We start from the raw sequence: 24,700 nt of genomic DNA, 5'->3' as shown, positions 1-24,700 counted from the left end.
ACGTCATAATACATTGATGCTATGACGTACGCCAAAACAACTGTTTTTACCGAGGAGCAACAACAGCTGGCCCGCGTGGCTAAAGCGTTGGCGCACCCAGCTCGGGTAGCCATTATTCAGCTACTGGCCTCCAAAAAAACATGCATTTCCGGCGACATTGCCGCCGAGCTGCCGCTCTCCCGCACGACGGTGTCACAGCACTTGCAGGAACTCAAAGCCCTGGACCTGATTCGGGGTGAAATAGACGGGCTTACCGTTTGCTACTGCCTCAACATGGGACTGCTGCGCCAGGTGCAGCAGCAGTTCACGACCTTTTTCACGGATGCCACTGCCGAAGATGTTTGCGGTCCAGGCGCATCCTGCTGCTAATTTTTCTGTTCACTTCACCCCACTTTGCTCTATGGAAACTTCTGCCTTTCCCCGCATGCACGTCTCGCTGTACGTGGCTGATTTGACGGCTACCGTCAATTTCTACACGGCTTTCTTTGGCCGGCCCGCTGCCAAAATTCGGCGGGGCTATGCCAAATATGTACTTGATCAGCCTTCGCTCATCATTTCGTTCGTGGAAAATCCTGAACGGGTAGCCAGCAACTTCGGCCATCTGGGCTTTCAGGTAGAAACCATGGAGGAAATGGAACAGCGGCTGGAGCAGGCTCGCACCACTGGTCTGCTACCGCGCGAAGAAATGGGCACGAATTGCTGCTATGCCAAGCAGGACAAGTTCTGGGTAAACGACCCGGACGGTGTGGAATGGGAGGTGTATTATTTCCACGAGGATGCGGAATTCAACGACCCGCGCTACCAGCAGGAATACGAACACGCTGCCAGCAGCAGTGCCCAGTGCTGTATCGCGCCATCCGCATCTGCTGCCCCCAAAGCCGAAGAGGTACTTACTACCGCGCCCATGGCCTTTACGCTGCTGGAAGCTGCCCCGGCTACTACGGCCGCTTGCACGCCCGGTGGCGGTTGCTGCTAGGCAGGTAGTTGGTTGTATTAGTTGCGTCGGCCGCCTGCCGGAGTATTTATCCTTCCTAAAATAGCGAAGATGACAATTGCCTTTTTCTCGGATGTGCATGGCAATCTGCCCGCCCTTGAAGCGGTGCTGGCTGACATGGAGCAGCGGCAGCCGGATATGATTTTCTGCCTAGGCGACTTAGTCGGCTATGCCCCCTGGCCCAACGAAGTGGTCAACGAGGTGCGCCGCCGTGGTATACCAACGCTGGCCGGAAACTACGACCAAGGCATCGGGCTGGGGTCGTCAGAATGTGGATGCGCCTACAAAACCAGCCGTGAGAAAGAGTTGGGGGCACGCAGCATTGCCTACACCAACCACGTGATGAACGCAACTGAGCGGCGCTACCTGCGCTGTCTGCCCAGACACATGCGGCTGGAATTTCAGGAAGAGCCGTGCACCCTGAGTCTGCTGATGGTGCACGGCTCGCCACGCAAAATCAATGAGTATCTGTTCGAGGAACGACCAGAAGCCAGTACACTGAGAATTTTGCAGGAAGCAAATGCTGACGTGTTGCTCTTCGGCCACACCCACAAGCCGTACCACCGCATTCTGCCCTATGAGTACCAGGGCGAAACCCGCTACCGGCATGCGCTCAATATCGGCTCCGTAGGCAAACCCAAGGATGGCGACCCCCGAGCAGCCTACCAGTTGCTGCACCTAGATGAAAACACCCGGCTCACCGACCCTCAAAGTATCCGCTCCGAATTGGTTCGGGTAGCATACGACGTGGAGAAGGCCGCTCAGGCCATTGAATTATCAACCCTGCCTGATGAATACGCGGATATGCTCCGTAAGGCTTATTGAGAAAACGTACCGTAGACTCATGGTAGCTAGGCCTCAGCTAAGGCTGGCAAGTGTAGCCGCAGCAGGTTAAGAGCCATCGTGACGGTGTATTCTACATTTAGCTGCCGGCCCCGGTTGAAGGTGAAGCGCCGGCTCACCGTCTGGTGGGCATCGGCGTAGGCAATACAAATAGTACCCACGGGTTTGTCTGGGGTGCCGCCGTCGGGGCCGGCAATGCCGCTGGTAGCCAGCGCTACGTCCACCCCTAGGCGCTGGCGGGCTCCTTCGGCCATTTCCCGCACCGTTTCCTCGCTCACTGCTCCGTAAGCCGCCAGGGTTTCGGCTTTCACGTCCAACTGTTGCTGTTTCACGCGGTTGTCGTAGGCCACAATGCTGCCCAGGAAGTAAGCCGAGCTGCCCGGAATGCTGGTAATGCGGTGCGCCAGCAGGCCGCCGGTACAGCTTTCGGCAGTGCCCAGCGTGAGGCCACGCTCCTGCAGCAGCCGGCCAATTGCTTCTTCCAGCTTCACTTCGCCTTCGGCGAAAACATGCTCGCCCAACCGGGCCCGTAGTTCCGGCAGCAGCGCTTCCATTCGCTGGCGCAGGTCTGGCAGGCCATCGGCGTGGCCGGTGAGGCGCAGCCGCACGCCGCCAAGGTAGGGGAGGTAGGCCAGCTTGAAATTGGCGGGCAAGGCTGCTTCCCAGTCCGCAATCCGCTCGGCCAGAAACGACTCGCCAAGGCCCACGGTCTGCACCACTACGTGCTCAATGGGTGGCACCTGAAAACGCTGCTGCAGGCGCGGCAGCACGGCTTCCGTCATCAGATATTTCATTTCGTGGGGCACGCCGGGCATACTCACGAACACAGTGCCCCGGTCCTCGAACCACATACCCGGTGCCGTGCCTACTGCGTTAAACAGCACTTCGCAGTTGGCCGGCACCAGCGCCTGCTGCCGATTCACGTCGAGCATCGGGCGGTTGAAACGACGGAAAATGCCTTCCACATGCTCCAGCGTGGGCTCGTGCAGCACTAGTTCCGTGTGAAAGTAGTGCGCCAGCACGTGTTTGGTGAGGTCGTCTTTTGTGGGGCCAAGGCCGCCCGTAATGAGTACCACCTGAGCCCGTTCACGGGCTTGATCAAGGACCGCCACAATTTCGTCGGCACGGTCGGATACGCTGCTGATCTGCCGGACGCGCAGTCCAATTTTGGCCAATTCCTGCCCCATAAAGGCCGAATTGGTATCGACGACCTGCCCGTAGAGTAGCTCATCGCCAATAGTCATGATTTCAACGTCGGGAAGCAGCGGCATACAGCGGAGGTTAGGATAGGAGAGGGATTTGGCGCAATTTGGCACCCTGACGCGTAAGACCGCCACGCAGGCCGTCTGGTTTTCGTCATCTGCCGCATATGTCCACGTTTCGTACGCTCACTTTCGCGCTTGGGCTGGCCCTGGTTGCTCCTGTAGCCGCTCAGGCTCAGACCAAAAAGACCACGACAACTACCAAGAAAACCACCACTGCCAAAAAAACCACGGCGAAAACGCCCGCAAAAGCGCCCGTAAAAACTACGGCGAAGACCACGACTACTACCACCAAAGCCGCCACGGTGGTAGCCCCGGTGAAAATCCCACTGACAGATACTGATGCCAGCAGCGGCTTGAAAGAAGCCCTGACGCAAAGCATCACACGTAGCGTAGAGCAGGCCTCGGCCCTCGATGGATTTAATGCCAACGCCGATATCCGGATTCCGTTTCCGCCCGAAGCCGAACTGGTAGCTACCACATTGCGGGGCCTCCGCATGGGCGCGCTGGTGGATAAGTTTGAAGTAGCGCTGAACCGTGGTGCAGAAACGGCTGCCAAAGATGGCGCACCGATATTCCTGAGTGCGCTGCAGAATCTGAGCTTTCAGGACGCACTGGGGTTGGCTACCAGCAAAGAGAGCGACGCCGGTACCACGTTTCTATACGAAAAGACTGCCGAACAGCTCAAAACAGCATTCCAGCCCACCATTAAGCAGTCCTTGGATCAAACGGGTGCTACCAAGCTGTATGCTGAAATGGTGGCCAGATACAACAAGATTCCACTCGTAACACCCATCAACGCAGACCTCAATGCCTACGCTAGCCAGAAGACCGTTGATGGCTTATTCACGCTGATTGCCGCCGAGGAAGCCCGGATCCGGGCAAACCCGGCTGCGCGCGGCAGCGAGCTGCTGAAGCGGGTATTCGGGCAATAGAAGCGGCTTGGTCGGCCCCTGCAGGAACGCGGCGGGGTTTGGTCCGGTTTGTGCAATTGGCACTGTACGGCCTCGGCCTGTTCTTTTCACTACCGCCGCACCTACCATGAACAAACGCCTCTTTCTCGTTCTTCCCCTGGCGCTGCTGGGTTTCCAGTTCAGCGCTTCGGCGCAGATTTTCAGCCTTCCTAAAATTGGCAACATCAAGCTGCCGCCGCTGCCCAAATCGGGTAGCACTACCAGCCAGGGGGGCCTGACGAATACGGAAGCCGCCAATGGTCTGAAAGAGGCTTTAGTCCAGGGCATCAGCAAAGGTGCAGATCAGGCCTCCAAAACGGATGGCTTTAATCTGAACCGGCTTATCCGGATTCCGTTCCCGCCCGATGCTCAGCGCGTGGCCACCACGCTTCGCAACATTGGGCTGGGTAGCCAGGTCGATAAGTTTGAGCTGTCGTTGAACCGGGGGGCTGAGGATGCCGCTAAAAGTGCCAAGCCTATTTTCCTGTCGGCTATCAAAAGCCTGACCTTCACGGACGTTTGGAATATTCTGACGGGGGAGAAAAATGCTGCTACGCAGTATCTGCAGCGCACTACTACTGCCCAGCTAAGCTCGGCCTTTAAGCCAATTATCCAGCAAAGCCTCGACAAAGTGGGCGCCACCCGCTACTACACTGACCTGACAACCCGCTACAACCGGATTCCGCTCGTAACGCCCGTTCAGACTGACCTGAATCAGTACGCTACCGACCGCGCCATTGGTGGCCTGTTCACGCTGATTGCGCAGGAAGAAGCCAACATCCGCGAAAACCCCGTTGCGCGCACTACAGATTTGCTTAAGAAAGTATTCGGCCGCAAAAACTAGCTGCATTCAGTTGCGGGAGTATTCTTGCTACACACAAAAAGAGCCTGCACAGTACGTGCAGGCTCTTTTTATATACGGTCAGATCAAATTATATACGGTCAGATCAAAGCAGACTAATAATCGTCGTAGTCGGAGTTGCGGCCGCTGTTGCGGGAACTGCCGGAGCTACCATACTCGTCGCCACCGTCGGAATAATCGTCTTCGTCGAGGTCGTCGAGGCTAGTGAATTTGGTGTCATTTTCCGAATCCTCGGAGGCATCTGCCAGCTCAAACTCATCTTCGCTCATGTTGGCCAGGTCCAGCGCCTCATCGTGTGAAGAGCCGGTGTCGCGCCACATCAGATAATCAGCGTACTTAGCCGAAAGTTGGTCTTCAGAAGTGCCGCGGGTTTTGCTGCCGCCGGTTTTGGCAAAATTATCCAGCTCGTCATCGTCGCCGAGCAGGTCGTCATCGTCTAGGTCGTCGTATTGTCTCATGGCCTTGGTCAGGGGCGGTAAGAAGGTGAAAAGGAAGAGGCGCAAGTACCGCCGTTTCGGTTGCGAAGATACGGCACGAACCATTTCCGGTTGATGCCTGCTTCTGCTTTTCTGCTGGCCGCGTATCCGCCTGCCGCTTTAGCTGCGCCCTTGCTTGGCCTAACTACTGCCAAATTGCGCAGTAAAAGAAGCGCGCAACGTACAGCTGTCGTCCTGCTCACGCACCATGTACCGTCACCGAAATGAGAACGTTGAGCGAGGCCAGGCAGCTCCGCAGACTGCTCCAGAACAATGCTTATCGTGCTGCCTGCGCTCCGAAATCCGTAATCAGCAGCTGCTGGGTACAGAAGGCGTACTCTTCCGGCACGTTCGACGACACCAGCACCGTGCGGCCAGCTAGCGTGGCGTGTACGTGCTCCAGGTACCAGGCTACGCCGGTACGGTCGAGGTTGGTAGTAGGCTCGTCGAGCAGCAACAGCGGTGTGTCGGCATAGAGGGCCAGGGCCAGCTTCAGGCGCTGTTTCATGCCCGAAGAAAAGTCGCGCACCAGTTTATGGCTGCTTTTTTCCAAATACATCAACTCGATGAGCTGCCGGGGGCTGGAGCCGGGGCGTAGCGGCTTGAAACGCGTGTGGAACTGCAATAGCTCGGTGAGCGTGAGCTCCTCAATCAGCTCCAGATACGGGGCCGCATAGGCCAGCAAGGGCGGTAGTTCTTCCACCGGAATGGCTTGGCCCGCGTGCGTGTAGCTAAGCGAGCCAGCCGTGGGCAGCAGTTGGCCCGACAGAGTGTTGAGGAGGGTGCTTTTGCCGGCGCCGTTTGGGCCCAGCACTGCCGTTGCCGTGCCAGGTAGGAACGTATGCGTCAGACCCCGGAAAATCCAGTCGCGGGCGTAGCGCTTGCTTAGCCCGGTTGCTTCAATCTGCACCGTTGCCGCCGCGCGAATAGCCCTTGATAATGCCTCGTCCCGAGTTGCGCACAAAGTTTACCACTTCGTCGCGCTCCGGCGAAGGCGCCAGCTCCAGCTCAATCTTGTCGAGGGCGTCGTTGTTGTTCATACCGCCCAGAAACAGCAAACGGTAGAGCTGCTGAATCTCGGAAATCTTCTGGTCGGAATAGCCCCGGCGGCGCAGCCCGATGCTGTTGATGCCCGCGTAGGTGAGCGGCTCGCGGCCGGCCTTCACGAATGGCGGCACATCCTTGCGCACCAAAGAGCCGCCCGAAATCATGGCGTGCGGACCTACTTTCACAAACTGATGCACGGCCGAAGTGCCGCCGATAATGGCATGGTCGCCGATTTCGACGTGGCCGGCCAGTTGCACGGCATTGGCCAGCACACAGTTGTCACCAATTACACAGTCGTGGGCCACGTGCACGTAGGCCATCAGCAGGCAGTTGGCACCCACTACGGTCCGGAGCCTGTCTACAGTGCCGCGGTTGACGGTCACACATTCCCGGATTACGGTGTTGTCGCCGATATGAACCGTGGTTTTCTCGCCTGCGAACTTGAGGTCCTGCGGCATGGCGGCAATGACGGCGCCCGGGAAAATCCTGCAGTTTTTGCCGATACGCGCCCCGGCCATGATGGTCACGTTGGGGCCAATCCAGGTGCCTTCCCCGATTTCCACATCCTTATCAATGGTCGTGAAGGGTTCCACTACCACGTTCTGGGCGATTTTGGCTTGCGGGTGGATATAGGCGAGCGGCTGGTTCATTCGTTGGTTAATTAGTACTTAAGAATTAATAAGTAAGAATGCCTCAACGCCGCGGAATGCGAATGTCGTTTGAGAATTATTCATTCTTAGTTACTAACTACTAATTCAGGGTTACGCGTCTTTACGGACGATGCTGGCCGACATTTCGGCTTCCATTACCACTTTGCCATTCACGAAGGCCTGGCCTTTCATTTTGGCAATGCCGCGCTTGATGGGCGCCAGCAGCTGGCAGCGGAATATGAGGGTGTCGCCGGGAATAACCTTGCGGCGGAACCGACAGTTTTCGATGCCCATGAAATAGGTCCAGTAGTTTTCCGGGTCGGGCACAGTATTCAGTACCAGAATGCCGCCGGTCTGGGCCATGGCCTCAATCTGCAGCACGCCGGGCATCACTGGGTTGCCGGGGAAGTGGCCCTGGAAAAATGGCTCGTTCATCGTCACGTTCTTCACGCCCGTCACGGTAGTGGCGTCGAGGTGAATGATTTTGTCGATGAGCAGGAAGGGGTAGCGGTGGGGCAGCGTGGCGGCTATCTGGTTGATATCCATGACCGGTGGCCGGCTGGGGTCGTAGCTGGGAATCGGCGACGAATCGGCTTCCAGCATCTTTTTCTTGATCTTCTTGGCGAAGGCTACGTTGGCAGCGTGGCCGGGGCGGGCTGCCAGAATCTGGCCTTTCAGCGGCCGGCCCACCAAAGCCAGGTCGCCGACCATATCGAGGAGTTTGTGGCGGGCGGGCTCGTTTTTGTGGCGCAGGTCCACGTTGTTGAGGATGCCTTCCTTCTTCACGGCCACTTTGGGCTTGCCCAGCATGGTAGCCAGTTCGCTGAGTTCGTCTTCGCTCACGACCCGGTCTACCACCACAATGGCATTGCTCAGGTCGCCGCCCCGGATGAGGTTTTGCTTGTAGAGCGCCTCTAACTCGTGCAGGAAGCAGAACGTGCGGGAGCTGGCAATATCGGCCTTGAAATGGCTGATGTCGGTGAGCGAGGCGTGCTGCGAGCCCAGCACCGGCGAGTTGTAGTCGACCATCACCGTGAGGCGGTAGTCGTTAAGGGGCAAGGCGGCAATTTCCACGCCGCGGGCGTTGTCGAGGAAGCGGATTTCTTCGGGAATCTCGAAGTAGTTGCGCAGCGCGTTTTGCTCTTCGAGGCCGGCCTCTTCCAGCGCTTCAATAAACTCGTGGCTGCTGCCGTCCATAATGGGCGGCTCGGGGCCGTCGAGCTGAATCAGAACGTTATCAATCTGCAGACCTACGAGGGCCGCCAGCGTATGCTCCACCGTATTGACGCGGGCGCCGTTCTGCTCGATGGTGGTACCGCGCGAGAGGTCTACTACGTTGTCCACGTCGGCATCCACGATGGGCTGGCCGGGCAAATCCACGCGCTGAAACTTGTAGCCGTGGCCAACGGGCGCCGGGCAAAACGTCATGGTGGCCTGTACGCCGGTGTGCAGGCCAATGCCGCTCACCGTGACGGGTGCCTTAATAGTATGTTGCTTGTCGTTCATTCCTTGGCTGTTAGCTGATGGCTGTTAGCTGTCAGCTGACGTTCGGAACCGTTGCGGGTTCAAAAATAAAAAGTGCGGAAAAAGCCCCAAGCCAACGGCTAACAGCCATCAGCCAACAGCCTAGTACAATGCAAAGCTAGGACTTTTCCGGCGGGTTTGTGCCGCGTTCCAGCAGCGTAAGGCGGCGCTCCAAGTCCGGCAGGTGCCGGAAAACGGCGTTGGCCCGCAGGCTGTCACGTAGGTTGAAGGCCGGGGAACCCTGTAGCAGAATGCCTTCTTCCTTGATGGATTTGCCCACGCCCGACTGGGCCGTGACGGTGGTGCGGTTGGCCAGCGTGAGGTGTCCGGCAATGCCGGTCTGGCCGGCCAGCACGCAGTTGTCGCCAATCTTGGTAGAGCCCGAAATACCCGTCTGGGCCGCTACTACTGTGTGCTGCCCGATTTCCACATTGTGGGCAATTTGAACGAGGTTATCGATTTTGGAGCCTTCGCGAATAATGGTGGAGCCCATAGTGGCGCAGTCGATGGTGGCGTTGGCCCCGATGCTCACGTTGTCTTCCAGCACCACATTACCGATCTGTGGAATAGTGCGGTAGGATCCATCGGGCTGCGGCGCAAATCCAAAGCCGTCGGACCCGATGACGGCACCAGCATGCACCGTGCAGCGGTTACCGATTACGGTTTCGGCGTAAATTTTGGCCCCGGCGTACAAAATTGTGCCATCCCCAATTTTGCATCGGTCGCCGATGAAAACGTGCGGGAAAATCACCACGTCGTTGCCGATCTGGCAGTTCTCGCCGATGTAGGAAAACGCGCCACGGTAGTGGTTGCCGCCGATGGTAGAGCTGCTGGCTATGTAGGCCGGTTCCTCTACGCCGCGCTTGCCGGTGCGGGTGGCCTGCTGATAGAACTCGAGCAGGGTGGTGAAGCTGGTATACGGGTCATCGACGCGGATAAGGGCCGTTGTAACCGGGTGTTTCAGCTCCAGCGTGCGGCTCACAATTACGGCTGAAGCACCCGTAGTATAGAGGTGCGGCTCGTACTTGAGATTGGAAAGGAAGGAGAGGGCACCGGTTTGGGCCTCTTCGATTTTGGCCAGCCGGTCAATCCGCTGGCTTGCGTCGCCTTCTACTGCGCCGCGCAACACTTCTGCTATCTGGCCTACCGTAAATTCCATAGGGTGCAAAAGTAGAGAATTGTTGGGGTCTTGGGGGCTTGGGAGCTTGGGGTCTTGGATTTAGCGCAAGGGTTTCACACAGAACATCACCCAAGCCCCCAAGCTCCCAAGACCCCAAGACCCTGATTTACAGAATCTCTTTGGGGTAGCAGATGTAGTGCTTTTCCACGCGCTGGCCCAGGGCCTTGATATTGGGCAAATCGGAGGCCTCGGCTACGTTTATGACGCGGCCGCGCTTGGTCAGCACGTCGATGGTGTCCTGGCCGTCGGCGTCGTAGGCGTTGTTGCTGATGCGGCCGGATATCATCAGCTGGGCCGCTTCCTGGTGCGTGAGGCCAAACCGCTCGGCAATCAGCTCCACAATGCCAATCTGGAAATCCTCCTCGAACGGCTGGCTTTGGAGCGTGATTTTGAACAGGCGCCGGTCGAGCAGGCTTTGGGCCAGGAAGTTAAGCACCTTGTCCGGGTGGTCGGCCCAGAGCTTCACGGCGCTCCATACGTCGGTGTCGTCGAGGCGGGTAAAGCGGCGCAGAATCTGGTCGTCCTGCTCAAACTCCTGCTGCGTGACGTTGCGCGACAGGAAGAAATGCAGGTTGGGCGAGGCCGGCACCTCCACGCCGGTGCGCACCAGGTCCCGGGCGCGCTGCATGATGCGAATCACCATCTGCTCGGCGCTGGTCACGGTTTTGTGCAGATACACCTGCCAGTACATCAGGCGGCGGCTCACCAGAAAGTTCTCGATGCTGTACACCGCCTTTTCTTCCAGCACCAGCTTTTCATCTACCACAGTCAGCATCTTGATGAGACGGTCGGCGCCGGGGCGGCCTTCCTGCACGCCGGTATAGAACGAGTCCCGGTTGAGGTAGTCGAGCCGGTCCATGTCGAGCTGGCTGCTTACGAGCTGGTGGAAAAACGGCCGGTGGTAGGAGCCCTTAAAGATGGCAATGGCCAGATCTAGCGCGCCGCCAAACTCGGCGTTCAGCTTCTGCATCAGGTGCAGGCTGATTTCCTCGTGGTGCACATCATGAAAAATGCTGCGCTCCAGCGCGTGGGAGAGGGGGCCATGGCCGATGTCGTGGAGCAGAATGGCGGCTTGGGCGGCCTCGCCCTCGCGGGCCGAAATCGGAATGCCCTTGTCCTTGAGTGTGCGCAGTGCCAACGACATCAGGTGCATGGCGCCCAGCGCGTGGTGGAAGCGGGTGTGCAGCGCGCCCGGATACACGAACATCGTGAGGCCCAGCTGCTGAATGCGTCGCAGCCGCTGGAAATAGGAATGCTCAATCAGGTCAAACAACAGCTCGGTAGGAATCGTGACGAAGCCGTACACCGGGTCGTTGAAGATTTTCTTTTTGTTCATAGAGCTGTCGGGCAGATACTGGCCCGGGGCATCATTAAGTACGGTATCAGGTGTAGTAGCAAGACAGGAATCGGCCTGTCCGGCGGGTGCCCGCCACGTGAAGCCGGGAACCTAAACCAACTTTTTTCGGCTTCTTTACGGCGGAGTTACAGGCAAATATCTGTTTCCGGTAATTTTTTAGAACCAAAAACCAGGGATTGGGAGTAAAGCTACTTACGAAACTTCAGTTGCAACCTAAATTCGCACTTTGGCTTCCTTGGGAAGCCGTAAGGCGGAGCGGACGGCAGCTGTACTGGCTCGTTTAATGAGGCACGGAGCACATGCTTCGGCCATACCCAAGACCCTACTATGCAACAATACTCCATCCTCTGGGCCGACGACGAAATCGACCTGCTCAAGCCCCACATTCTGTTTCTCAAAGAGAAAGGCTACGACGTGACGGGCGTGAATTCCGGCGCTGATGCCATTGAGCAGGTACAGGAGCAGAACTACGACATTGTGTTCCTGGATGAGAACATGCCTGGCCTGACCGGCCTTGAAACCCTCACCGAAATCAAGGCGGTAAAGCCCACGCTGCCCGTCATCATGATTACCAAGAGTGAGGAAGAGCACATCATGGAGGACGCCATCGGCTCCAAGATTGCCGACTACCTTATTAAGCCCGTAAACCCGAGCCAGATTCTGCTGGCTGTGAAAAAGGTGCTCGACAACAAGCGCCTTGTGAGCGAGAAAACCAACTCGGGCTACCAGCGCGACTTCCGCCAGCTGGGCATGCAGCTCTCCGACCGCCTCAGCCCCGCCGAGTGGACTGATGTGTACAAGAAACTGGTGTACTGGGAGCTGGAAATCAACGAGACGGAAGGCAAGAGCATGGCCGAGGTCTTCAACATGCAGAAGGACGAAGCCAACACGTACTTCGGCCGCTTCATCACGGAAAACTACGAGGACTGGGTGAACGGCGACGACAAGGAAGCCCCGCTCATGTCGCACCAGCTGTTTCAGGAGCGTGTGTTTCCGCTCATGAAGCAGACCGGCGACACGCCTGTATACTTCCTGCTGATTGACAACCTGCGCTACGACCAGTGGAAGATTCTGGAGCCCATCATTGCCGAGTTGTTCACCGTGGATCAGGAGGAAATGTACTACTCCATTCTGCCCACTACCACGGCTTACGCGCGCAATGCCATCTTCTCGGGCATGATGCCCGGCGAGATTCAGAAGAAATACCCCAACCTGTGGGTGTGGGACGATGATGACGAGGGCAAAAACCTCAACGAGGCCGAGTTCATGGAAATCATGTTCCAGAAGGCCAGCCAGAAGCAGAAGTTCAGCTACCACAAGGTGACCAACCTGCAGGCCGGCAAAGACCTGCTGGGCAAGATGTCCAACCTGCACAACAACTTCAAGCTGAACGCCATTGTCTACAACTTCGTGGACATGCTCTCGCACGCCCGCACCGACATGGCCATGATTCGGGAGCTGGCCGCTGATGAGTCGGCGTACCGTAGCATCACCCGCTCGTGGTTCCTGCACTCGCCGCTGTATGAGATGCTGCAGGTTATTGCCGAGAAGAAGGGCAAACTCATCATCACGACGGACCACGGCACCATCCGGGTGAAGCGGCCCTACAAGATTGTGGGCGACCGGAACACCAACACCAACCTGCGCTACAAGCACGGCAAAAACCTGGGCTTCGACGACAGCAAGGACGTGTACACGGTTCGTAAGCCGGAGCGTATTTTCCTGCCCCGCGAAAACGTAAGTACCGCCTACGTCTTCACCGTTGGCGACTATTTCTTCGCCTACCCCAACAACTACAATTACTACGTGAACTACTACAAGGACACGTTCCAGCACGGCGGCATCTCGCTGGAGGAATGTATCATTCCGTACATCACGCTCAGCCCGAAAGGGTAATTAAACAGCGCAAATTGAAAAGGCCAACCCATTTGGGTTGGCCTTTTCAATTTCAGGTCTATCTATTATAGATTACAACGGGGGACGCTGAATGCGACGAATTGTTTGATTCTTAGTGTCAGTTACATAGATAATGTTGCCGGAGGGGTTAACAGCTACGCCAAACGGAAACTCGAACCGCGCGCTTTCTGAATTTCCATCCTGACTGCCCCAACTGAGTGCTTTGCCGACCAACGTGGTTACTACACCGGTAGGGGTGATTATCCGAATTATGGAGTTGACATTGTCCGCCACATACACAAGGCCTTGCGAATCGACCGCCACACCGTTTGGCCAGTCAAAACGGGCGGCTGGTCCCGTGCCATCGGCGTGGCCGCGCTTACGTGCCATTCCGGCGAGTGTGGTTACGGCGCCGTTTCGGCTAATCTTACGGACAGTATGGTTGCCGTTATCCGCTACGTAAAGGATGCCCTCGGCAGTAACGGCTATGCCGGAAGGATGGTAAAAAAGTGCTGCTGCGCCTGTTCCATCGGGAGCTCCTTTTTTGCCTGCAGAGCCGGCTAGTGTAGTAACTACGCCCGTGCTGCTAATCTGCCGGATGGTGTGGTTTTCTGTATCAGTGACATAGATAGTACCATCTGCGCCTACTGCAATACCATGCGGGTAATTGAAGCTGGCCTGTATGCCAGCGCCATCTGAAATGCCCTTACGGCCCGCTGTGCCGACCAGAGTCGTTACCAGACCAGCCGAATTAATCTTGCGAATAGTGTGGTTTTCACTGTCAGTGACATACAAGTTGCCTTGAGAATCAAGTGCAATGCCCACCGGATGGTAAAATCGGGCTGCTTCTCCGCTACCATCAAGGCTGCCTTTGCTGCCTGCTGTGCCTGCCAGCGTAGTAACGGCGCCAGCAGGCGTAATGCGGCGAATAGTATGGTTCTCTGTGTCAGCTATGTAAACTACTCCGTTTGGCGCTATGGCTATGCCCATTGGCCGTTTGAACCGCGCCTCTGTGCCACCACCATCTATGCTACCCGCTTGTTTGGGGGCACCTGCCAGCGTGAACACCTTGGTATGAGCACTGGCAGATGACGCTGTATTGGGTAGGTTCTGAGCGTGAACAGACAAGGAAAGGCTTAGCATAAAGCCCAGCGCACAAGTACAGCTACAGCTGATTCTCATAGTCTAGATATAGGGTAATTGGGAGGTGGAAATATGGGTTTCAGTGTTCTACTTCCCCTCCCACACATTATCAGCCTTGCTCTTGTCCGGTACCCAGGTGCTGCCCAACTCCACGCGCTTCACGGCTTTAGTGGTGGCTAGCGGCACGGTCACGCTGGAGTTGCCGGCCTGCCATACGGCTATGGTGCGGTGCAGCTTTTCGGTTTTGCCGTCGGCGTAGGTTACGGTCAGGTCAATCGGGACGGGCTTGGTGCCTTTGGCCTGCACGAGGATGTCGTGGCCAGTGGCGGTTTTGCTCACGCTGGCAATGGCTAGGTCGGGGTAGCCGCCGTCGAAGAACCAGCGCTGCCAGAACCAGTTCAGGTTTTGGCCCGCGCCCGTGTTCATCGAATTGAAAAAGTCGTAGGGCATGGGGTGCTTGCCGTTCCAGTTGCGGATGTAGGTGTGCAGCGCCTTCGTAAACAGCTCATCACCGAGCAAATCCTTCACGTAGAGGTAGCCCAACGCGGGCTTGGGATAGGAGTTGAGGAAAAACGCCGTGCCGGTCTGCTGGGTGCTGAGCGTGGTGATAGGCACATCGAACTCCTGCGCCGAGCCTTTGGCGTAGGGCTCCACGCCATAGTCGTCCTCGAAACCGGGCTTGATGATGCCCGAAATAATCCACTCGCCGATGGTGGCCCAACCCTCGTCCATCCAGCCGTATTTGGTTTCGTTGGTACCCATATAAAACGGGAACATGGTGTGAAATACCTCGTGGTCGGTGAGGGTAATGGCGTCGTCGCGGGTTTCTACGGGGTTGTCGTTCACCATCATCGGGTACTCCATCTGGTCGAGGCCGTCGAACACGGTTTCGTGGGAGTAGGGGAAGGGCCACTTCGGAAACGTGTAGCTCATGGCCTGCACCGTTTGGCGGTTGAACTGCACCACTTCCTCAAAATCCTTGTGCTTGGGGTTGTACACCGCATCAACGCGGGTGCGGCGCTTGGTGGCGGGGTCCACCATGAGGCTGCTGGCCTGCCACACATAGTGGTCGGTGGTGGCAAATACAAAATCTGTCACGTTCTTCGCCTCGAAGCGCCACGTGTTTTCGGCGTTGGCGGCCGTAATGTCCTGGCGCTGCAGGTCGGCTTCACTGATGATGGTAGCAATGACGTCTTTGCGCTCCGCGTCTTGGAGGCGCTTGGCGTATTTCTTGGTCAGAACCTGGTCGGTGTTCTGCAGGTCGCCGGTGGCCCACACCACAAAGTTGCGCGGCACCGTAATGGCCGCCCGGAACGTGCAGAAGTCGTTGTAGAACTCCTGGGAGCCATTGTAGGCAAACTCGTTCCAGCCGTCGATGTCATCATACACAGCCACGCGGGGGAAGAAATAGGCCACGAAAGCCGCGTTGGGCTCCACCTCGCCGGTGCGCATGTGGGAGCCTTTGTTGAGCGTGTAGGAATACGCCACCCGCATCTTGATGGCGCGGCCCGAAGCCAGAGCTTTCGGCAGCCGCACGGGCAGGTTGGTGGCCTGAATGCGCAGCTTGCTTACGTCCTGCGGCTGTCCGTCGAGGCTCAGGCTTTCTATCTGCACGCCCTCATTCACATCTTCCGGCGCAATGCGGCCGGCACGGGGCGCGCCCTTCTGGTAGTAGTTGGGGTAAAGCTTGAACTGCAGCTGCCGCAGCGAGTCGGGGCTGGCATTCTGGTAGCTGATATCCACGGTGCCCGCCACGCGCCGGGTGGCCGGATCGAAACGCACCGCTATATCGTAGTCGGCGGTGTTCTGCCAGTACCTGGGGCCGGGCGCGCCGGTTTCGGAGCGGGTGCCTTTGGCGTAGGTAGCCTGCAGGTTGAGCGGCACCGGCAGCTGCTGAGACAGCGCAGAAATGGAAAGGAGGGAAGCGGCGAGAAGCGCAGGAAATCTCATGCGAGGAAACTATCGGTAGAAAAACTGAAAATATTGTCTAATCTGCTGCTGAAGACTATCCGGTAACTCATTCGTGTGACGTAGTAGCGCAGTTTCAACAACCTGAACTCGTCTTCTCTTTTCTGCCGTAGTGTCAACAGAGGCAATGTAATCTATTGGCCCGCACTTGGTTAGCTTCAAGTCAAGCGGGGTCATACGGCGCTTTCCATTTATGAAGTACATCGTGGAACTGTGGGAACTGTTGCGCGGATTGACGGATACAAGGCCTATATAATCTGCTGATGTTACTTTGGGCGAAAAAAAGTAAAAAGAAGCGCTGTTGTAACGCTTAGTGTCGCGGCAGTTATCCCTGTCTTGCTGGCCTACAAATTTTTTGAGCCGCCGAAGTTGAATTTGATTGAGGCCCAATTGCTTCGGTGATACTATTGAGTAATGCTTTACCGCCATACAGCCAGGCAGGAGGCAGTTGATTAGGAGCAGGAATAATAAAAGATGAAAATGTATGTGGCGAGTAGAATATCGAAAACCAGTATGCATAAGCAAGAGAGTATTACAAATAATTATGCCCTGAAAAACTATCCAAAAACAGCTTCTCAAGGCACAATTATATTATTTCTGCTTACTTCAGTCGGACCAGCGTAGCGCCGTAGCCGAACTTTTCCTTCTGCGAGTCCTCGAAGAACTTGATGTCCTTGTTGCGGCTGAGCAGCTTATGAATTTCTTTGCGGAGCGTACCGCTACCCGAGCCGTGAATAAACACGATTTCGTGCATGTTGGTGGCCAGCGCACGGCTCAGTGCATCCTCGAAGGCTTCGAGCTGCAGCTTCAGGATGGCCGTGTTGCTCAGTTCCTCGCCACCTTCCGGGCGCAGGGCTTCCAGGTGCAGATCCAGCTCGTGGGGCGGGGCCTTGATGGCTTTGGCGGGCTCGGGTGTCGGGGCTATGGCAGCGGGTTTGGCGGGCGCGTTGCCCGTGAGCTGGGCCTGGAGCGTTTCGGCCAGCTTCTCAGGCGCAATAGCCACGGGCGCGGCGGGCTTCTCATCCAATTGAAACAGATAGGCCTCGCGGCCCAGCACCGGGGCTTCGCGGCGGCTGCTATAGAAGCTGGCGGCTTTGAACTGGGTGCGCTTAGTTAGCAGCTCGTAGGCCGTGTCGCCGTTCACCTGATGAGGGAGGAGCTGCACTACCACGGCTGGCCACTGGTCGAAATCCTTGAGGTGCAGGTGGGCCAGCGCGCCGCTCACGGCCTTGGCGCCCAGCTTGTCGGAACGCAGTCCGCGGTAGCGACCCTGGTTTTCCTCGCCGTAGGTGTAGAGCACGTCCCGGTCGGTGTGGTTGATGACGTGCACCGACAGCAGCTCCGGCGACTGATGGCTCAGAGCCAGATAAAGGCCTTTGGCGGCGGGCTGGGGCACAGTGGCTTTGGGCGGCGCGGGCTGCTCGGGCGCACTGGCAGCAGCCGGTCGTTCCGATTGAGCAGCAACTGGTGCCTGCTTGGTGGGCTTGTGCTTACCGGCCTTGGCACGGTGCGGCGATACGGGCGCCGGGCCCTGGCGGCCGAAAGCCTTGTCTTCTTCGGCGGCTACTACCACCACTTCGCGGCGCAGCACCGGAATAGTAAAATCGTTATCAATGGCTACTTCCACCAGCTCGTCGCTGAGCAGACGGGTAACAATGCCTTGTTCGCGGCCAGTTAACAGGCGCACTCGGTCTCCTACGTTCATAGTGGTAGCGGTATCAGGTCAAGTGTGGGAAAGCAACAAAGGTAACCGGGACTTGGCTCCGGCCTACGGTTATTTCCCTGCTTACGCCGCCCCACCGCGAAACGCCGTGTCTGCCCGCGCCTTTCGTTGCCGGCCGCTCAGTAATAAAGCCCGTGCATCACCAGGCCGCGCCGCGGGTTCCATTCGAGGGCGGGGGCGGGCAGATGGAAGATGCTGGCCACGTAGAACACGCGCCGCAGCAGTTTGCTACGGGTCGGGATGCGGCGCAGGTCAACGTCCAGGCTCAGATAGTACTGGCGATACGCGTGCAGACCGGCAGCGGCGTTGGTAGCCGGGTCGTTGTAAAGCATCTGCTGGGCGCCGTAGCCCACGGCCGGCTGCAGCCAGCGGGGCCAGCGCGAGGTAGCCGGCTGCCAGGCGCCCACATCGGCGCACAGCCAATAGGTTTGGCCGTTGTAGTCTTTCAGGTGCTGCTCGGCCAGGCTGCGGCCCAGCACGTTGGGGCGCATGGGAGCGTAGCGGGTAGTGTGGAACGAGTATTTGGGCATGATGCGCACCTCACCCCAGGCCAGCTGCTGCCCAATAAGGCCCGCTGAGCCCAGAAAATTGGCTGCCAGATCAGTGGCCGAAGCACCATAGGCTGGGTCGCGGCCATCCAGCAGCTCAATGGGACTTTGGAGCAGAAACCCCACGAAGCCACCGTACCAGAGGGCGCGCCGCTCCGGCACGCCGGCCCAGCGCAGCATATCCACCGCACCCCGGCTCTGATGAAACGCGCCCCAGAAGTGCCCGGCTTTGTCCATCTGCTTCCACTCCGGCAGGTCGTTGAACCAGTGCAGTGGCACCCGTTCGCCGGTGTACCAGCTCTTGCTAAGCCCATACATTAATCCTGTATAGGTCACGGCCAGCCCGCCCGCCAGCAGTGGGAGCCGCCGGTTCAGGCGGCTGCTGTCAAGAGCGTTGCTGGCAGAGGCGATGGAAGGCGCCCGCAGGATTTGTGCGGTGTCGGGCCCTGCAGGCATGCCTGGTTGTGCCAGCGTCGGTGCTGTTGCCACGAGTAAGGCAGCACTCACCAGCCACCCGTTTCTGCGGAACCGCAAGCCAAACCAGGAAAGCAGAGAAAAGAACAGCATCAGGGCAGGCGCGGCAGCAGGTTAAAATGGGCTTAAAGCTACGATAAAAGCCTTTTGTGGCTTGTATAAATACCGACGTGCAATGTATCTTTAATGCCCCTTTGCACTGAAATGGGGAGGTTGCTTTGTTAAATCGGTTAATGCAGCACCACTGGTTCTTGTCCTTGTTCTAAAAATTCCCAATTCAACTTTTCATGAAAACACTTCGACTGTTACTCAGTCTTGTGGCGCTGTTGGCCGGAATGCCGGTTTTGCAGGCCCAGGTAGTGAGCACTCAACCCGTATTCTTTCAGGATACTACCCCCATCACGCTGACCTTTGACGCCTCACAAGGCAATGCAGCATTAGCCGGATTTACGGGGCCGGTTTATATCTGGACGGGCGTTATCACCAACAACAGCACGAACAACTCGGACTGGAAATACGTGAAAAGCCCGTCGTTCAATACCGCCGACCCGGCGGCCCAGATGACGCGCAGCTCTTCCAACCCCAATCTGTACACCATCAGCTTCACGCCCCGTAGCTTTTACGGCGTGCCGGCCGGCGAGCAGATTCTGAAGCTGGCCATGATTTTCAAGAATGCCAACGGCTCCGTGGTGGGCCGCGGCAACGGCGGCTCCGACATTTTCGTGGATGTGCAGCAGAGCTCGGCTCTCACCGTGCGCATCACCAATCCGGTAGTGCCCGGCGGCGGCAATCCGCTGTTTCTGAATCTTAACGACCAGCTGAGCGTAACCGGCACGGCCTCGGCCAGTACCGCGCTGGCGCTGTACCTGAACAATACGCTGGTGACGCAGCAGGCCAACGCCACCACGCTCACTGGAACCGTTACGGCTGCCCAAACCGGCCGCAACGTAGTGCGCCTGGTGGCCGGCAGCGGCGCCCAGCAGGTGTCTGACTCCTTACTGTTTGTGGTGCGCCCCGCCGTAAACGTAGCCGCGCTGCCTGCCGGTGCCAAAGATGGCGTGACTTATCTGAACGGTGGCACCTCAGTAATTCTGAACCTGACCGCCCCCAACAAGCAGTTTGTGTATGCTCTCGGCGAGTGGAACAACTGGCAGGTTGAAAACGCGGCCTATATGAACAAAACCCCCGACGGCACCCGCTGGTGGATTCAGGTCAATGGCCTTACGCCCGGAGTAGAGTACGCTTACCAATACCTCGTGGACGGCACGCTGCGCATCGCCGACCCCTACACTGAGAAGGTGCTCGACCCCAACAACGACTCGTTTATTCCGGCCGTCACGTATCCGAACCTGAAGCCCTACCCAACGGGCCGCACCACGGGCATTGTGTCGGTGCTGCAAACCGCCCAGACGGCGTATCAGTGGCAGGTGAACAACTTCCAGAAGCCCAAGAAAACCGACCTGGTAATCTATGAGCTGCTGGTGCGCGACTTCATTGCCCGCCACGACTACCAGACCCTGCGCGACACGCTGAACTACTTGCAGCGCCTGGGCGTGAATGCCATCGGGCTGATGCCTTTCAACGAGTTTGAGGGCAACGAAAGCTGGGGCTACAACCCTTCTTTCTACTTTGCTCCCGACAAGTATTACGGCACCAAAAACGAGCTGAAGCAATTTATCGATGAGTGCCACCGCCGCGGCATTGCCGTCATCATGGACATGGTGCTCAACCACAGCTGCGGCCAGAGCCCCATGGTGCAGATGTACTTCGATGGCACCACCGGCAAGCCCGCTGCCAACTCGCCCTGGTTCAACCAGGATGCCACGCACCCCTTCAATGTGTGCTACGATTTCAACCACGAAAGCCCGTTCACGCAGTATTTCGTGGAGAAAGTGAATGCGCACTGGCTGCAGGAATACAAAATCGACGGTTACCGCTTCGACCTGAGCAAAGGCTTCACGCAGGTAAACTCCGGTTCCAATGTTGGCCAGTGGGGCCAGTACGACCAGTCGCGCGTCAACATCTGGAACCGCATATACGGCCAGCTGACGGCCATTGACCCCACTGTGTACTGCATTCTGGAGCACTTTGCCGACAACACCGAGGAAAAGGTGCTGGCCGATGCAGGCATGATGCTGTGGGGCAACATGAACTTCAACTACAGCGAGGCCACTATGGGCTTCGTGGGCAGCTCCGACCTGAGCGGTGGCTACTACGGCGCCCGCACCTGGAACAATCCGCATCTGGTGACCTATATGGAAAGCCACGATGAGGAGCGCCAGATGTACAAGAACCTCACGTTCGGCAACCAGCTGAACCCGGCGTACAACCCGCGCGACCTGAATACGGCATTGGCCCGTAGCGAAGCCGCCGCCGCTTTCTTCTTCACGGTGCCCGGCCCCAAAATGGTGTGGCAGTTTGGCGAAGTAGGCTACGACGTAAACATCGACTTCAACGGCCGCACCGGCAACAAGCCGATTCGGTGGAACTACTACCAAGACCCGGCGCGCCGCAAGCTCTACGACACCTACCGCTATCTGATTGCGCTCAAAAAGGCGGATCCGGTGTTCGAAACCGGCACGTTTACGCAGAGCGTGGGCGGTGCCACCAAAACGATTCACCTCAGCAGCGCTGCGCAGAATATCACCGTTATTGGCAACTTCGACGTGACAACGCAGAGCGTTAACCCGGCTTTCCAGAGCGTGGGCAAGTGGTATAACTACCTCACCGGCGACAGTATCACGGTCACGAATACCACAGCGCCTGTTGCACTGCAGCCGGGCCAGTATGCTGTGTACACTTCGCGGCTCGTGAAAAAGGCCAGCGTGCTCAGCACCAAGCCGCGCGCTACCGAAGCACTGCGCCTGACAGCTTCGCCCAACCCTACCAGCACCGCCGCTACCCTGCGCTACGAGCTGGCTACGGCGGCCCCTGTTACTGTGGCGGTAGTTAACATGCTGGGCTCTACGGTACGGACTATCACAGTAAGTGCCAAGCAGGCTGCTGGTGCGCACCAGCTCCAGCTGCCGGTACAGGACCTGGCGAACGGGATATACATTGTGCGGGTCAGCACGGGCCAGCTGATGCAAACCACCCGCTTGGTGGTGCAGCACTAAGCGGAAAGTAAGCCTGCATTCAGGCACAGAAAAGGGCCGATTCCAGATGGAGTCGGCCCTTTTCTGTGCCTGAATGCCTGAATGAGGCGTGCGATACTAGGCTTTGCCTTCGTGGTAGCTTACCAGGTCATCGATGGGGGAGCGGATGATTTTGCCGACCTCCATATTGTGCGCACGGGCTACCTGAGCCAGCGCATCCCGGAAGTTGTAGCCAACCGAGCCCACGCAGTTGAAGGTGTAGTCCTGGTAGTTGGGGTAGTGGGCTACAATGTTGGTGAAGAAGGTTTCAAAACCCTGCAGCACGATTTCGCGGCAGTAGCTGATGTTGTTGTGGTCGTAGGTGAATTTGCCGAAGCTGGCCAGGAAGCGGTTCGGCAGCGGCTGGTTGTAGAGCCGGTCCAGGATGTCTTCGCGGGTGAGGTTGAATTCCTTCTGAAAGATTTCCTGCAGGCCATCGGGCAGCAGGCCGCGCAGGTAGTCGCGCAGGAGCCGCTTGCCAATGAACGAGCCGGAGCCTTCGTCGCCGAGGAAATAGCCCAGCGAATCAACGTTGTGAATCACTTTCTCCCCGTCGTAGAGGCAGGAATTGGTGCCGGTGCCCAGAATAGCCGCAAAACCGGGCTTGTCGCCGAGTAGCGCGTGGGCGGCTGCCAGCAGGTCGTGGTCAACCTTCACTTTGGCGTTCGGGAAGATCTGGCGCATGGCGGCCGCAATGATTTCCGCCTTCTTAGCAGTGGATACGCCCGCACCGTAGTAATGCACCTCGGTTATTTCTGCCCGCGGGAGCGTTTCCGGCAGGTTTTTGTCGAGCGAAGCGGCTATTTCTGCCGTCTTGATGAAGTCAGGATTGTAGCCTTCGGTGTTGAAATACACCCGGTTGCCAGTTTCATCAAGCTGGCACCAGCTACTCTTGGTCGAGCCTCCGTCGGCAATGAGAATCATAGAAGGTTGGTTAGAAAGAAACCGCCGCCAGGCGGGCCTGCGGCTTCAGGTTAGGGGAACTACGAAAGTACAGGAAGTGGGCGCTTTCGCAACCATCAATGGCCTAAACTATCATCCGAAAGGCCGGCAAACCAGCAAAACTGCCGCGCCGCATACCGCGCCAACGCTGCCACACATGTCCCGCATCCGGCAGAATTCGAGAGAGTCAGCGGGTGCGCAGTAACGCCTTAGCAAGGAATCGGAAAAACACCAAGCAAATTTCCAAAATAACGCGGCAAAATTTGCAGTAAAAGCCGGTTTAAAGCATTTATACTGTTTTTTTAATGCTTAGTGAGTGCTTATATTTACTACAGATACCTGGAAGCCGCACGAGCTGTTGCAGCGTGTCTGCCCAACCAATTTTTCCACACTTTTTTCATCCCTAACCATGAAAAAAATCTTTACTCTGGCCGCAGTCGGAGCACTGGCTACAGCCGCTTTCAACAGCGCACAGGCACAGGCTCCCATCACCATCAACGGCCAGCTCGCTGCTACCGAAGTAGCGGCCAATGGCTACCAGCTGGTAGGCCGTTTTACCAGCCCTCGGGGCTTTGGTGATGCCGGGCTGCTGGCCTTGTATGCCGCCTCGGATGCCAACAATCTATATTTCTTTGTTGCCGGTACCCTGGAGAATAACTCAACCGGTGTTAAAAATTCTCTGCAGCTGTTCATCGACCGGCCAGGGGTGGCAGGTGTGCCGGTAGGTACTGCGTTGCCGGTGGCCACCGGCGCTGCAGCTACTTCTTTCAATGGCATGACTGCCCGCCTTGATCTGGCCGCCGACATTGCCGTAGCCATCAGAGGTAATGGCACCGCCAACCAGATTCAGGTGGAAGGGGTGGCCTACACGTCGGCTACGGCCGGTACTGCCGCCGTCCTGACCGGCACCACTCCGCTGACTGCTAACGGAACTGCCGGAACCGTGCCGGCCAGCGCCGCAACGGGTGCGCTGGCTGGTTTTGCCGGTGCGCAGGTAGCCTATACCAGCAGTGCCAACCTGTCTTCTAATCCGGGCTTTGCCAGCAATGGCAGCGCGCCAAGCAATGGCCTGGAAATAGCGGTGAGCCGTACAGCCATGGGGCTGCCGGCTGCTGGTGGCAACGTGCAGATCTTTGCGCTGCAGAACAACCAGGATGGTGGCTTCCTGTCCACTGACTTCATCCCTCAGATTAACCCAGTGCCTACCACCGGCACTAACATTGGCGATGCTGCCGCTGCCAACTTTGCCAACGTGCCCGGCACGCAGGCCGCTACCCTGGTCGTGACGGCTACGGGCCTGACGGTGCTTAGCAGCAAGCGTGCTGAAGCAGCAGCAGTGGCCCTGGCGGTGTATCCTAATCCGGCTTCGGACAAGGCAACCGTTTCGTACCGGGTGCTCGACAAAGCGCAGAAAGTGGATATTACGTTGATGGACCTGTTGGGCCGTCCGGTTCGGACGCTGCTGAACGGTGTGCAGCCGGTTGGTACGCGCAGCATAGAGCTGAGCCGCCAGAATATTGCCGCCGGTTCCTATCTCATTAAGGTACAGGTAGGCGACCAGGCCTCTACTCGCCGGGTTTCCCTGCTGTAAGCTTGCTGCACCTGAAACAAAAAGCCCCGCCATCTGATGGCGGGGCTTTTTTGTGTTCTTGGCATATGCGAGTGAGGGGCGGCTGACCAGACGCCTCCGGGCGCTTCTGACGCTTGTTCCTGATTCGGAAGGA

At 57.6% G+C, this 24,700-nt stretch carries 19 protein-coding genes and 1 pseudogene; 8 read left to right on the top strand and 12 right to left on the bottom strand.

Annotation, left to right across the window (positions count from 1 at the left end; genetic code table 11):
* The first annotated feature begins 21 nt into the window (after positions 1-21).
* The 3 genes from IC231_RS08710 to IC231_RS08700 all read left to right on the top strand — a co-directional run bounded on the left by IC231_RS08710 (position 22) and on the right by IC231_RS08700 (position 1,819).
* Complete coding sequence (locus IC231_RS08710) at positions 22-369, top strand: ArsR/SmtB family transcription factor (RefSeq protein WP_190784151.1); 348 nt, start codon at positions 22-24, stop codon at positions 367-369.
* Between the two features lie 31 nt (positions 370-400).
* Positions 401-976 carry an ArsI/CadI family heavy metal resistance metalloenzyme gene (locus IC231_RS08705; RefSeq protein WP_190784150.1) on the top strand — a complete coding sequence of 192 codons (576 nt, stop codon included), beginning with the start codon at positions 401-403 and terminating at the stop codon, positions 974-976.
* Positions 977-1,045: 69 nt separating this feature from the next.
* Positions 1,046-1,819: a metallophosphoesterase family protein gene (locus IC231_RS08700; RefSeq protein WP_190784149.1), complete on the top strand. Its 774-nt coding sequence runs from the start codon at positions 1,046-1,048 to the stop codon at positions 1,817-1,819.
* Between the two features lie 26 nt (positions 1,820-1,845).
* Here the strand turns inward: IC231_RS08700 and IC231_RS08695 are convergent, their stop codons facing one another.
* Entirely contained in the window at positions 1,846-3,108 is a 1,263-nt protein-coding gene (locus tag IC231_RS08695) for a competence/damage-inducible protein A (protein WP_190784148.1), read from the bottom strand.
* Positions 3,109-3,206: 98 nt separating this feature from the next.
* Between IC231_RS08695 and IC231_RS08690 the strand changes: the two genes are divergently transcribed.
* Both IC231_RS08690 and IC231_RS08685 read left to right on the top strand, forming a co-directional pair.
* Positions 3,207-4,034 carry a DUF4197 domain-containing protein gene (locus tag IC231_RS08690; RefSeq protein ID WP_190784147.1) on the top strand — a complete coding sequence of 276 codons (828 nt, stop codon included), beginning with the start codon at positions 3,207-3,209 and terminating at the stop codon, positions 4,032-4,034.
* 106 nt (positions 4,035-4,140) lie between these two features.
* Complete coding sequence (locus IC231_RS08685) at positions 4,141-4,896, top strand: DUF4197 domain-containing protein (protein WP_185886848.1); 756 nt, start codon at positions 4,141-4,143, stop codon at positions 4,894-4,896.
* Positions 4,897-5,009: 113 nt separating this feature from the next.
* Here the strand turns inward: IC231_RS08685 and IC231_RS08680 are convergent, their stop codons facing one another.
* From IC231_RS08680 to IC231_RS08655, 6 genes and pseudogenes are all read right to left on the bottom strand, one after another.
* The gene (locus IC231_RS08680; RefSeq protein WP_190784146.1) at positions 5,010-5,372 is read right to left on the bottom strand and encodes a hypothetical protein; all 363 of its coding nucleotides are present in this window, start codon (positions 5,370-5,372) and stop codon (positions 5,010-5,012) included.
* Between the two features lie 295 nt (positions 5,373-5,667).
* Positions 5,668-6,231 (bottom strand): annotated as a pseudogene (locus tag IC231_RS08675) (ABC transporter ATP-binding protein); the annotation flags it as partial.
* 58 nt (positions 6,232-6,289) lie between these two features.
* On the bottom strand, positions 6,290-7,087 hold the full coding sequence (gene lpxA / locus IC231_RS08670; protein WP_190784144.1) for an acyl-ACP--UDP-N-acetylglucosamine O-acyltransferase: 798 nt from the start codon (positions 7,085-7,087) through the stop codon (positions 6,290-6,292).
* 111 nt (positions 7,088-7,198) lie between these two features.
* Positions 7,199-8,593, bottom strand: a complete 1,395-nt coding sequence (locus IC231_RS08665) for a bifunctional UDP-3-O-[3-hydroxymyristoyl] N-acetylglucosamine deacetylase/3-hydroxyacyl-ACP dehydratase (RefSeq protein WP_190784143.1) — start codon at positions 8,591-8,593, stop codon at positions 7,199-7,201.
* A gap of 136 nt (positions 8,594-8,729) precedes the next feature.
* Positions 8,730-9,770 (bottom strand): UDP-3-O-(3-hydroxymyristoyl)glucosamine N-acyltransferase, encoded by a 1,041-nt coding sequence (lpxD, locus tag IC231_RS08660; protein WP_190784142.1) that lies wholly within the window; start codon positions 9,768-9,770, stop codon positions 8,730-8,732.
* Positions 9,771-9,897: 127 nt separating this feature from the next.
* Positions 9,898-11,127 (bottom strand): HD domain-containing protein, encoded by a 1,230-nt coding sequence (locus tag IC231_RS08655; RefSeq protein ID WP_190784141.1) that lies wholly within the window; start codon positions 11,125-11,127, stop codon positions 9,898-9,900.
* Positions 11,128-11,475: 348 nt separating this feature from the next.
* On the opposite strand from IC231_RS08655, the gene porX reads away from it, so the two are divergent.
* Positions 11,476-13,044: a T9SS response regulator signal transducer PorX gene (gene porX / locus IC231_RS08650; RefSeq protein ID WP_190784140.1), complete on the top strand. Its 1,569-nt coding sequence runs from the start codon at positions 11,476-11,478 to the stop codon at positions 13,042-13,044.
* 72 nt (positions 13,045-13,116) lie between these two features.
* Here the strand turns inward: porX and IC231_RS08645 are convergent, their stop codons facing one another.
* The 4 genes from IC231_RS08645 to IC231_RS08630 all read right to left on the bottom strand — a co-directional run bounded on the left by IC231_RS08645 (position 13,117) and on the right by IC231_RS08630 (position 18,993).
* A complete protein-coding gene (locus tag IC231_RS08645; protein WP_190784139.1) occupies positions 13,117-14,172 on the bottom strand; it encodes an NHL repeat-containing protein in 1,056 nt (351 codons plus the stop codon).
* Between the two features lie 102 nt (positions 14,173-14,274).
* On the bottom strand, positions 14,275-16,137 hold the full coding sequence (locus IC231_RS08640; protein ID WP_190784138.1) for a M1 family metallopeptidase: 1,863 nt from the start codon (positions 16,135-16,137) through the stop codon (positions 14,275-14,277).
* A 619-nt stretch (positions 16,138-16,756) separates the two neighbouring features.
* Positions 16,757-17,860 (bottom strand): Smr/MutS family protein, encoded by a 1,104-nt coding sequence (locus IC231_RS08635; protein WP_190784137.1) that lies wholly within the window; start codon positions 17,858-17,860, stop codon positions 16,757-16,759.
* A 137-nt stretch (positions 17,861-17,997) separates the two neighbouring features.
* Positions 17,998-18,993 (bottom strand): DUF2279 domain-containing protein, encoded by a 996-nt coding sequence (locus tag IC231_RS08630; protein ID WP_211538963.1) that lies wholly within the window; start codon positions 18,991-18,993, stop codon positions 17,998-18,000.
* Between the two features lie 194 nt (positions 18,994-19,187).
* On the opposite strand from IC231_RS08630, the gene IC231_RS08625 reads away from it, so the two are divergent.
* Entirely contained in the window at positions 19,188-22,016 is a 2,829-nt protein-coding gene (locus tag IC231_RS08625) for a DUF4961 domain-containing protein (protein WP_190784136.1), read from the top strand.
* A 96-nt stretch (positions 22,017-22,112) separates the two neighbouring features.
* On the opposite strand, the gene IC231_RS08620 is transcribed toward IC231_RS08625, so the two are convergent.
* Positions 22,113-22,958, bottom strand: coding sequence for an N-acetylglucosamine kinase (locus IC231_RS08620; protein WP_190784135.1), 846 nt, complete (start codon positions 22,956-22,958; stop codon positions 22,113-22,115).
* A gap of 427 nt (positions 22,959-23,385) precedes the next feature.
* On the opposite strand from IC231_RS08620, the gene IC231_RS08615 reads away from it, so the two are divergent.
* A complete protein-coding gene (locus IC231_RS08615; protein WP_190784134.1) occupies positions 23,386-24,567 on the top strand; it encodes a T9SS type A sorting domain-containing protein in 1,182 nt (393 codons plus the stop codon).
* The last annotated feature ends 133 nt before the right edge of the window (positions 24,568-24,700 follow it).

The organism is Hymenobacter duratus (assembly GCF_014698995.1).
Classification (GTDB): domain Bacteria; phylum Bacteroidota; class Bacteroidia; order Cytophagales; family Hymenobacteraceae; genus Hymenobacter; species Hymenobacter duratus.
The sequence above is the reverse complement of the archived record's forward strand: the minus strand, read 5'-3'. Positions and strand labels throughout refer to the sequence as shown.

Coding starts and splice junctions, on each gene's coding strand:
- IC231_RS08710 (WP_190784151.1), top strand. CDS start 22: ATGACGTACGCCAAAACAACTGTTTTTACCGAGGAGCAACAACAGCTG.
- IC231_RS08705 (WP_190784150.1), top strand. CDS start 401: ATGGAAACTTCTGCCTTTCCCCGCATGCACGTCTCGCTGTACGTGGCT.
- IC231_RS08700 (WP_190784149.1), top strand. CDS start 1,046: ATGACAATTGCCTTTTTCTCGGATGTGCATGGCAATCTGCCCGCCCTT.
- IC231_RS08695 (WP_190784148.1), bottom strand. CDS start 3,108: ATGCCGCTGCTTCCCGACGTTGAAATCATGACTATTGGCGATGAGCTA.
- IC231_RS08690 (WP_190784147.1), top strand. CDS start 3,207: ATGTCCACGTTTCGTACGCTCACTTTCGCGCTTGGGCTGGCCCTGGTT.
- IC231_RS08685 (WP_185886848.1), top strand. CDS start 4,141: ATGAACAAACGCCTCTTTCTCGTTCTTCCCCTGGCGCTGCTGGGTTTC.
- IC231_RS08680 (WP_190784146.1), bottom strand. CDS start 5,372: ATGAGACAATACGACGACCTAGACGATGACGACCTGCTCGGCGACGAT.
- lpxA (WP_190784144.1), bottom strand. CDS start 7,087: ATGAACCAGCCGCTCGCCTATATCCACCCGCAAGCCAAAATCGCCCAG.
- IC231_RS08665 (WP_190784143.1), bottom strand. CDS start 8,593: ATGAACGACAAGCAACATACTATTAAGGCACCCGTCACGGTGAGCGGC.
- lpxD (WP_190784142.1), bottom strand. CDS start 9,770: ATGGAATTTACGGTAGGCCAGATAGCAGAAGTGTTGCGCGGCGCAGTA.
- IC231_RS08655 (WP_190784141.1), bottom strand. CDS start 11,127: ATGAACAAAAAGAAAATCTTCAACGACCCGGTGTACGGCTTCGTCACG.
- porX (WP_190784140.1), top strand. CDS start 11,476: ATGCAACAATACTCCATCCTCTGGGCCGACGACGAAATCGACCTGCTC.
- IC231_RS08640 (WP_190784138.1), bottom strand. CDS start 16,137: ATGAGATTTCCTGCGCTTCTCGCCGCTTCCCTCCTTTCCATTTCTGCG.
- IC231_RS08635 (WP_190784137.1), bottom strand. CDS start 17,860: ATGAACGTAGGAGACCGAGTGCGCCTGTTAACTGGCCGCGAACAAGGC.
- IC231_RS08630 (WP_211538963.1), bottom strand. CDS start 18,993: ATGCTGTTCTTTTCTCTGCTTTCCTGGTTTGGCTTGCGGTTCCGCAGA.
- IC231_RS08625 (WP_190784136.1), top strand. CDS start 19,188: ATGAAAACACTTCGACTGTTACTCAGTCTTGTGGCGCTGTTGGCCGGA.
- IC231_RS08620 (WP_190784135.1), bottom strand. CDS start 22,958: ATGATTCTCATTGCCGACGGAGGCTCGACCAAGAGTAGCTGGTGCCAG.
- IC231_RS08615 (WP_190784134.1), top strand. CDS start 23,386: ATGAAAAAAATCTTTACTCTGGCCGCAGTCGGAGCACTGGCTACAGCC.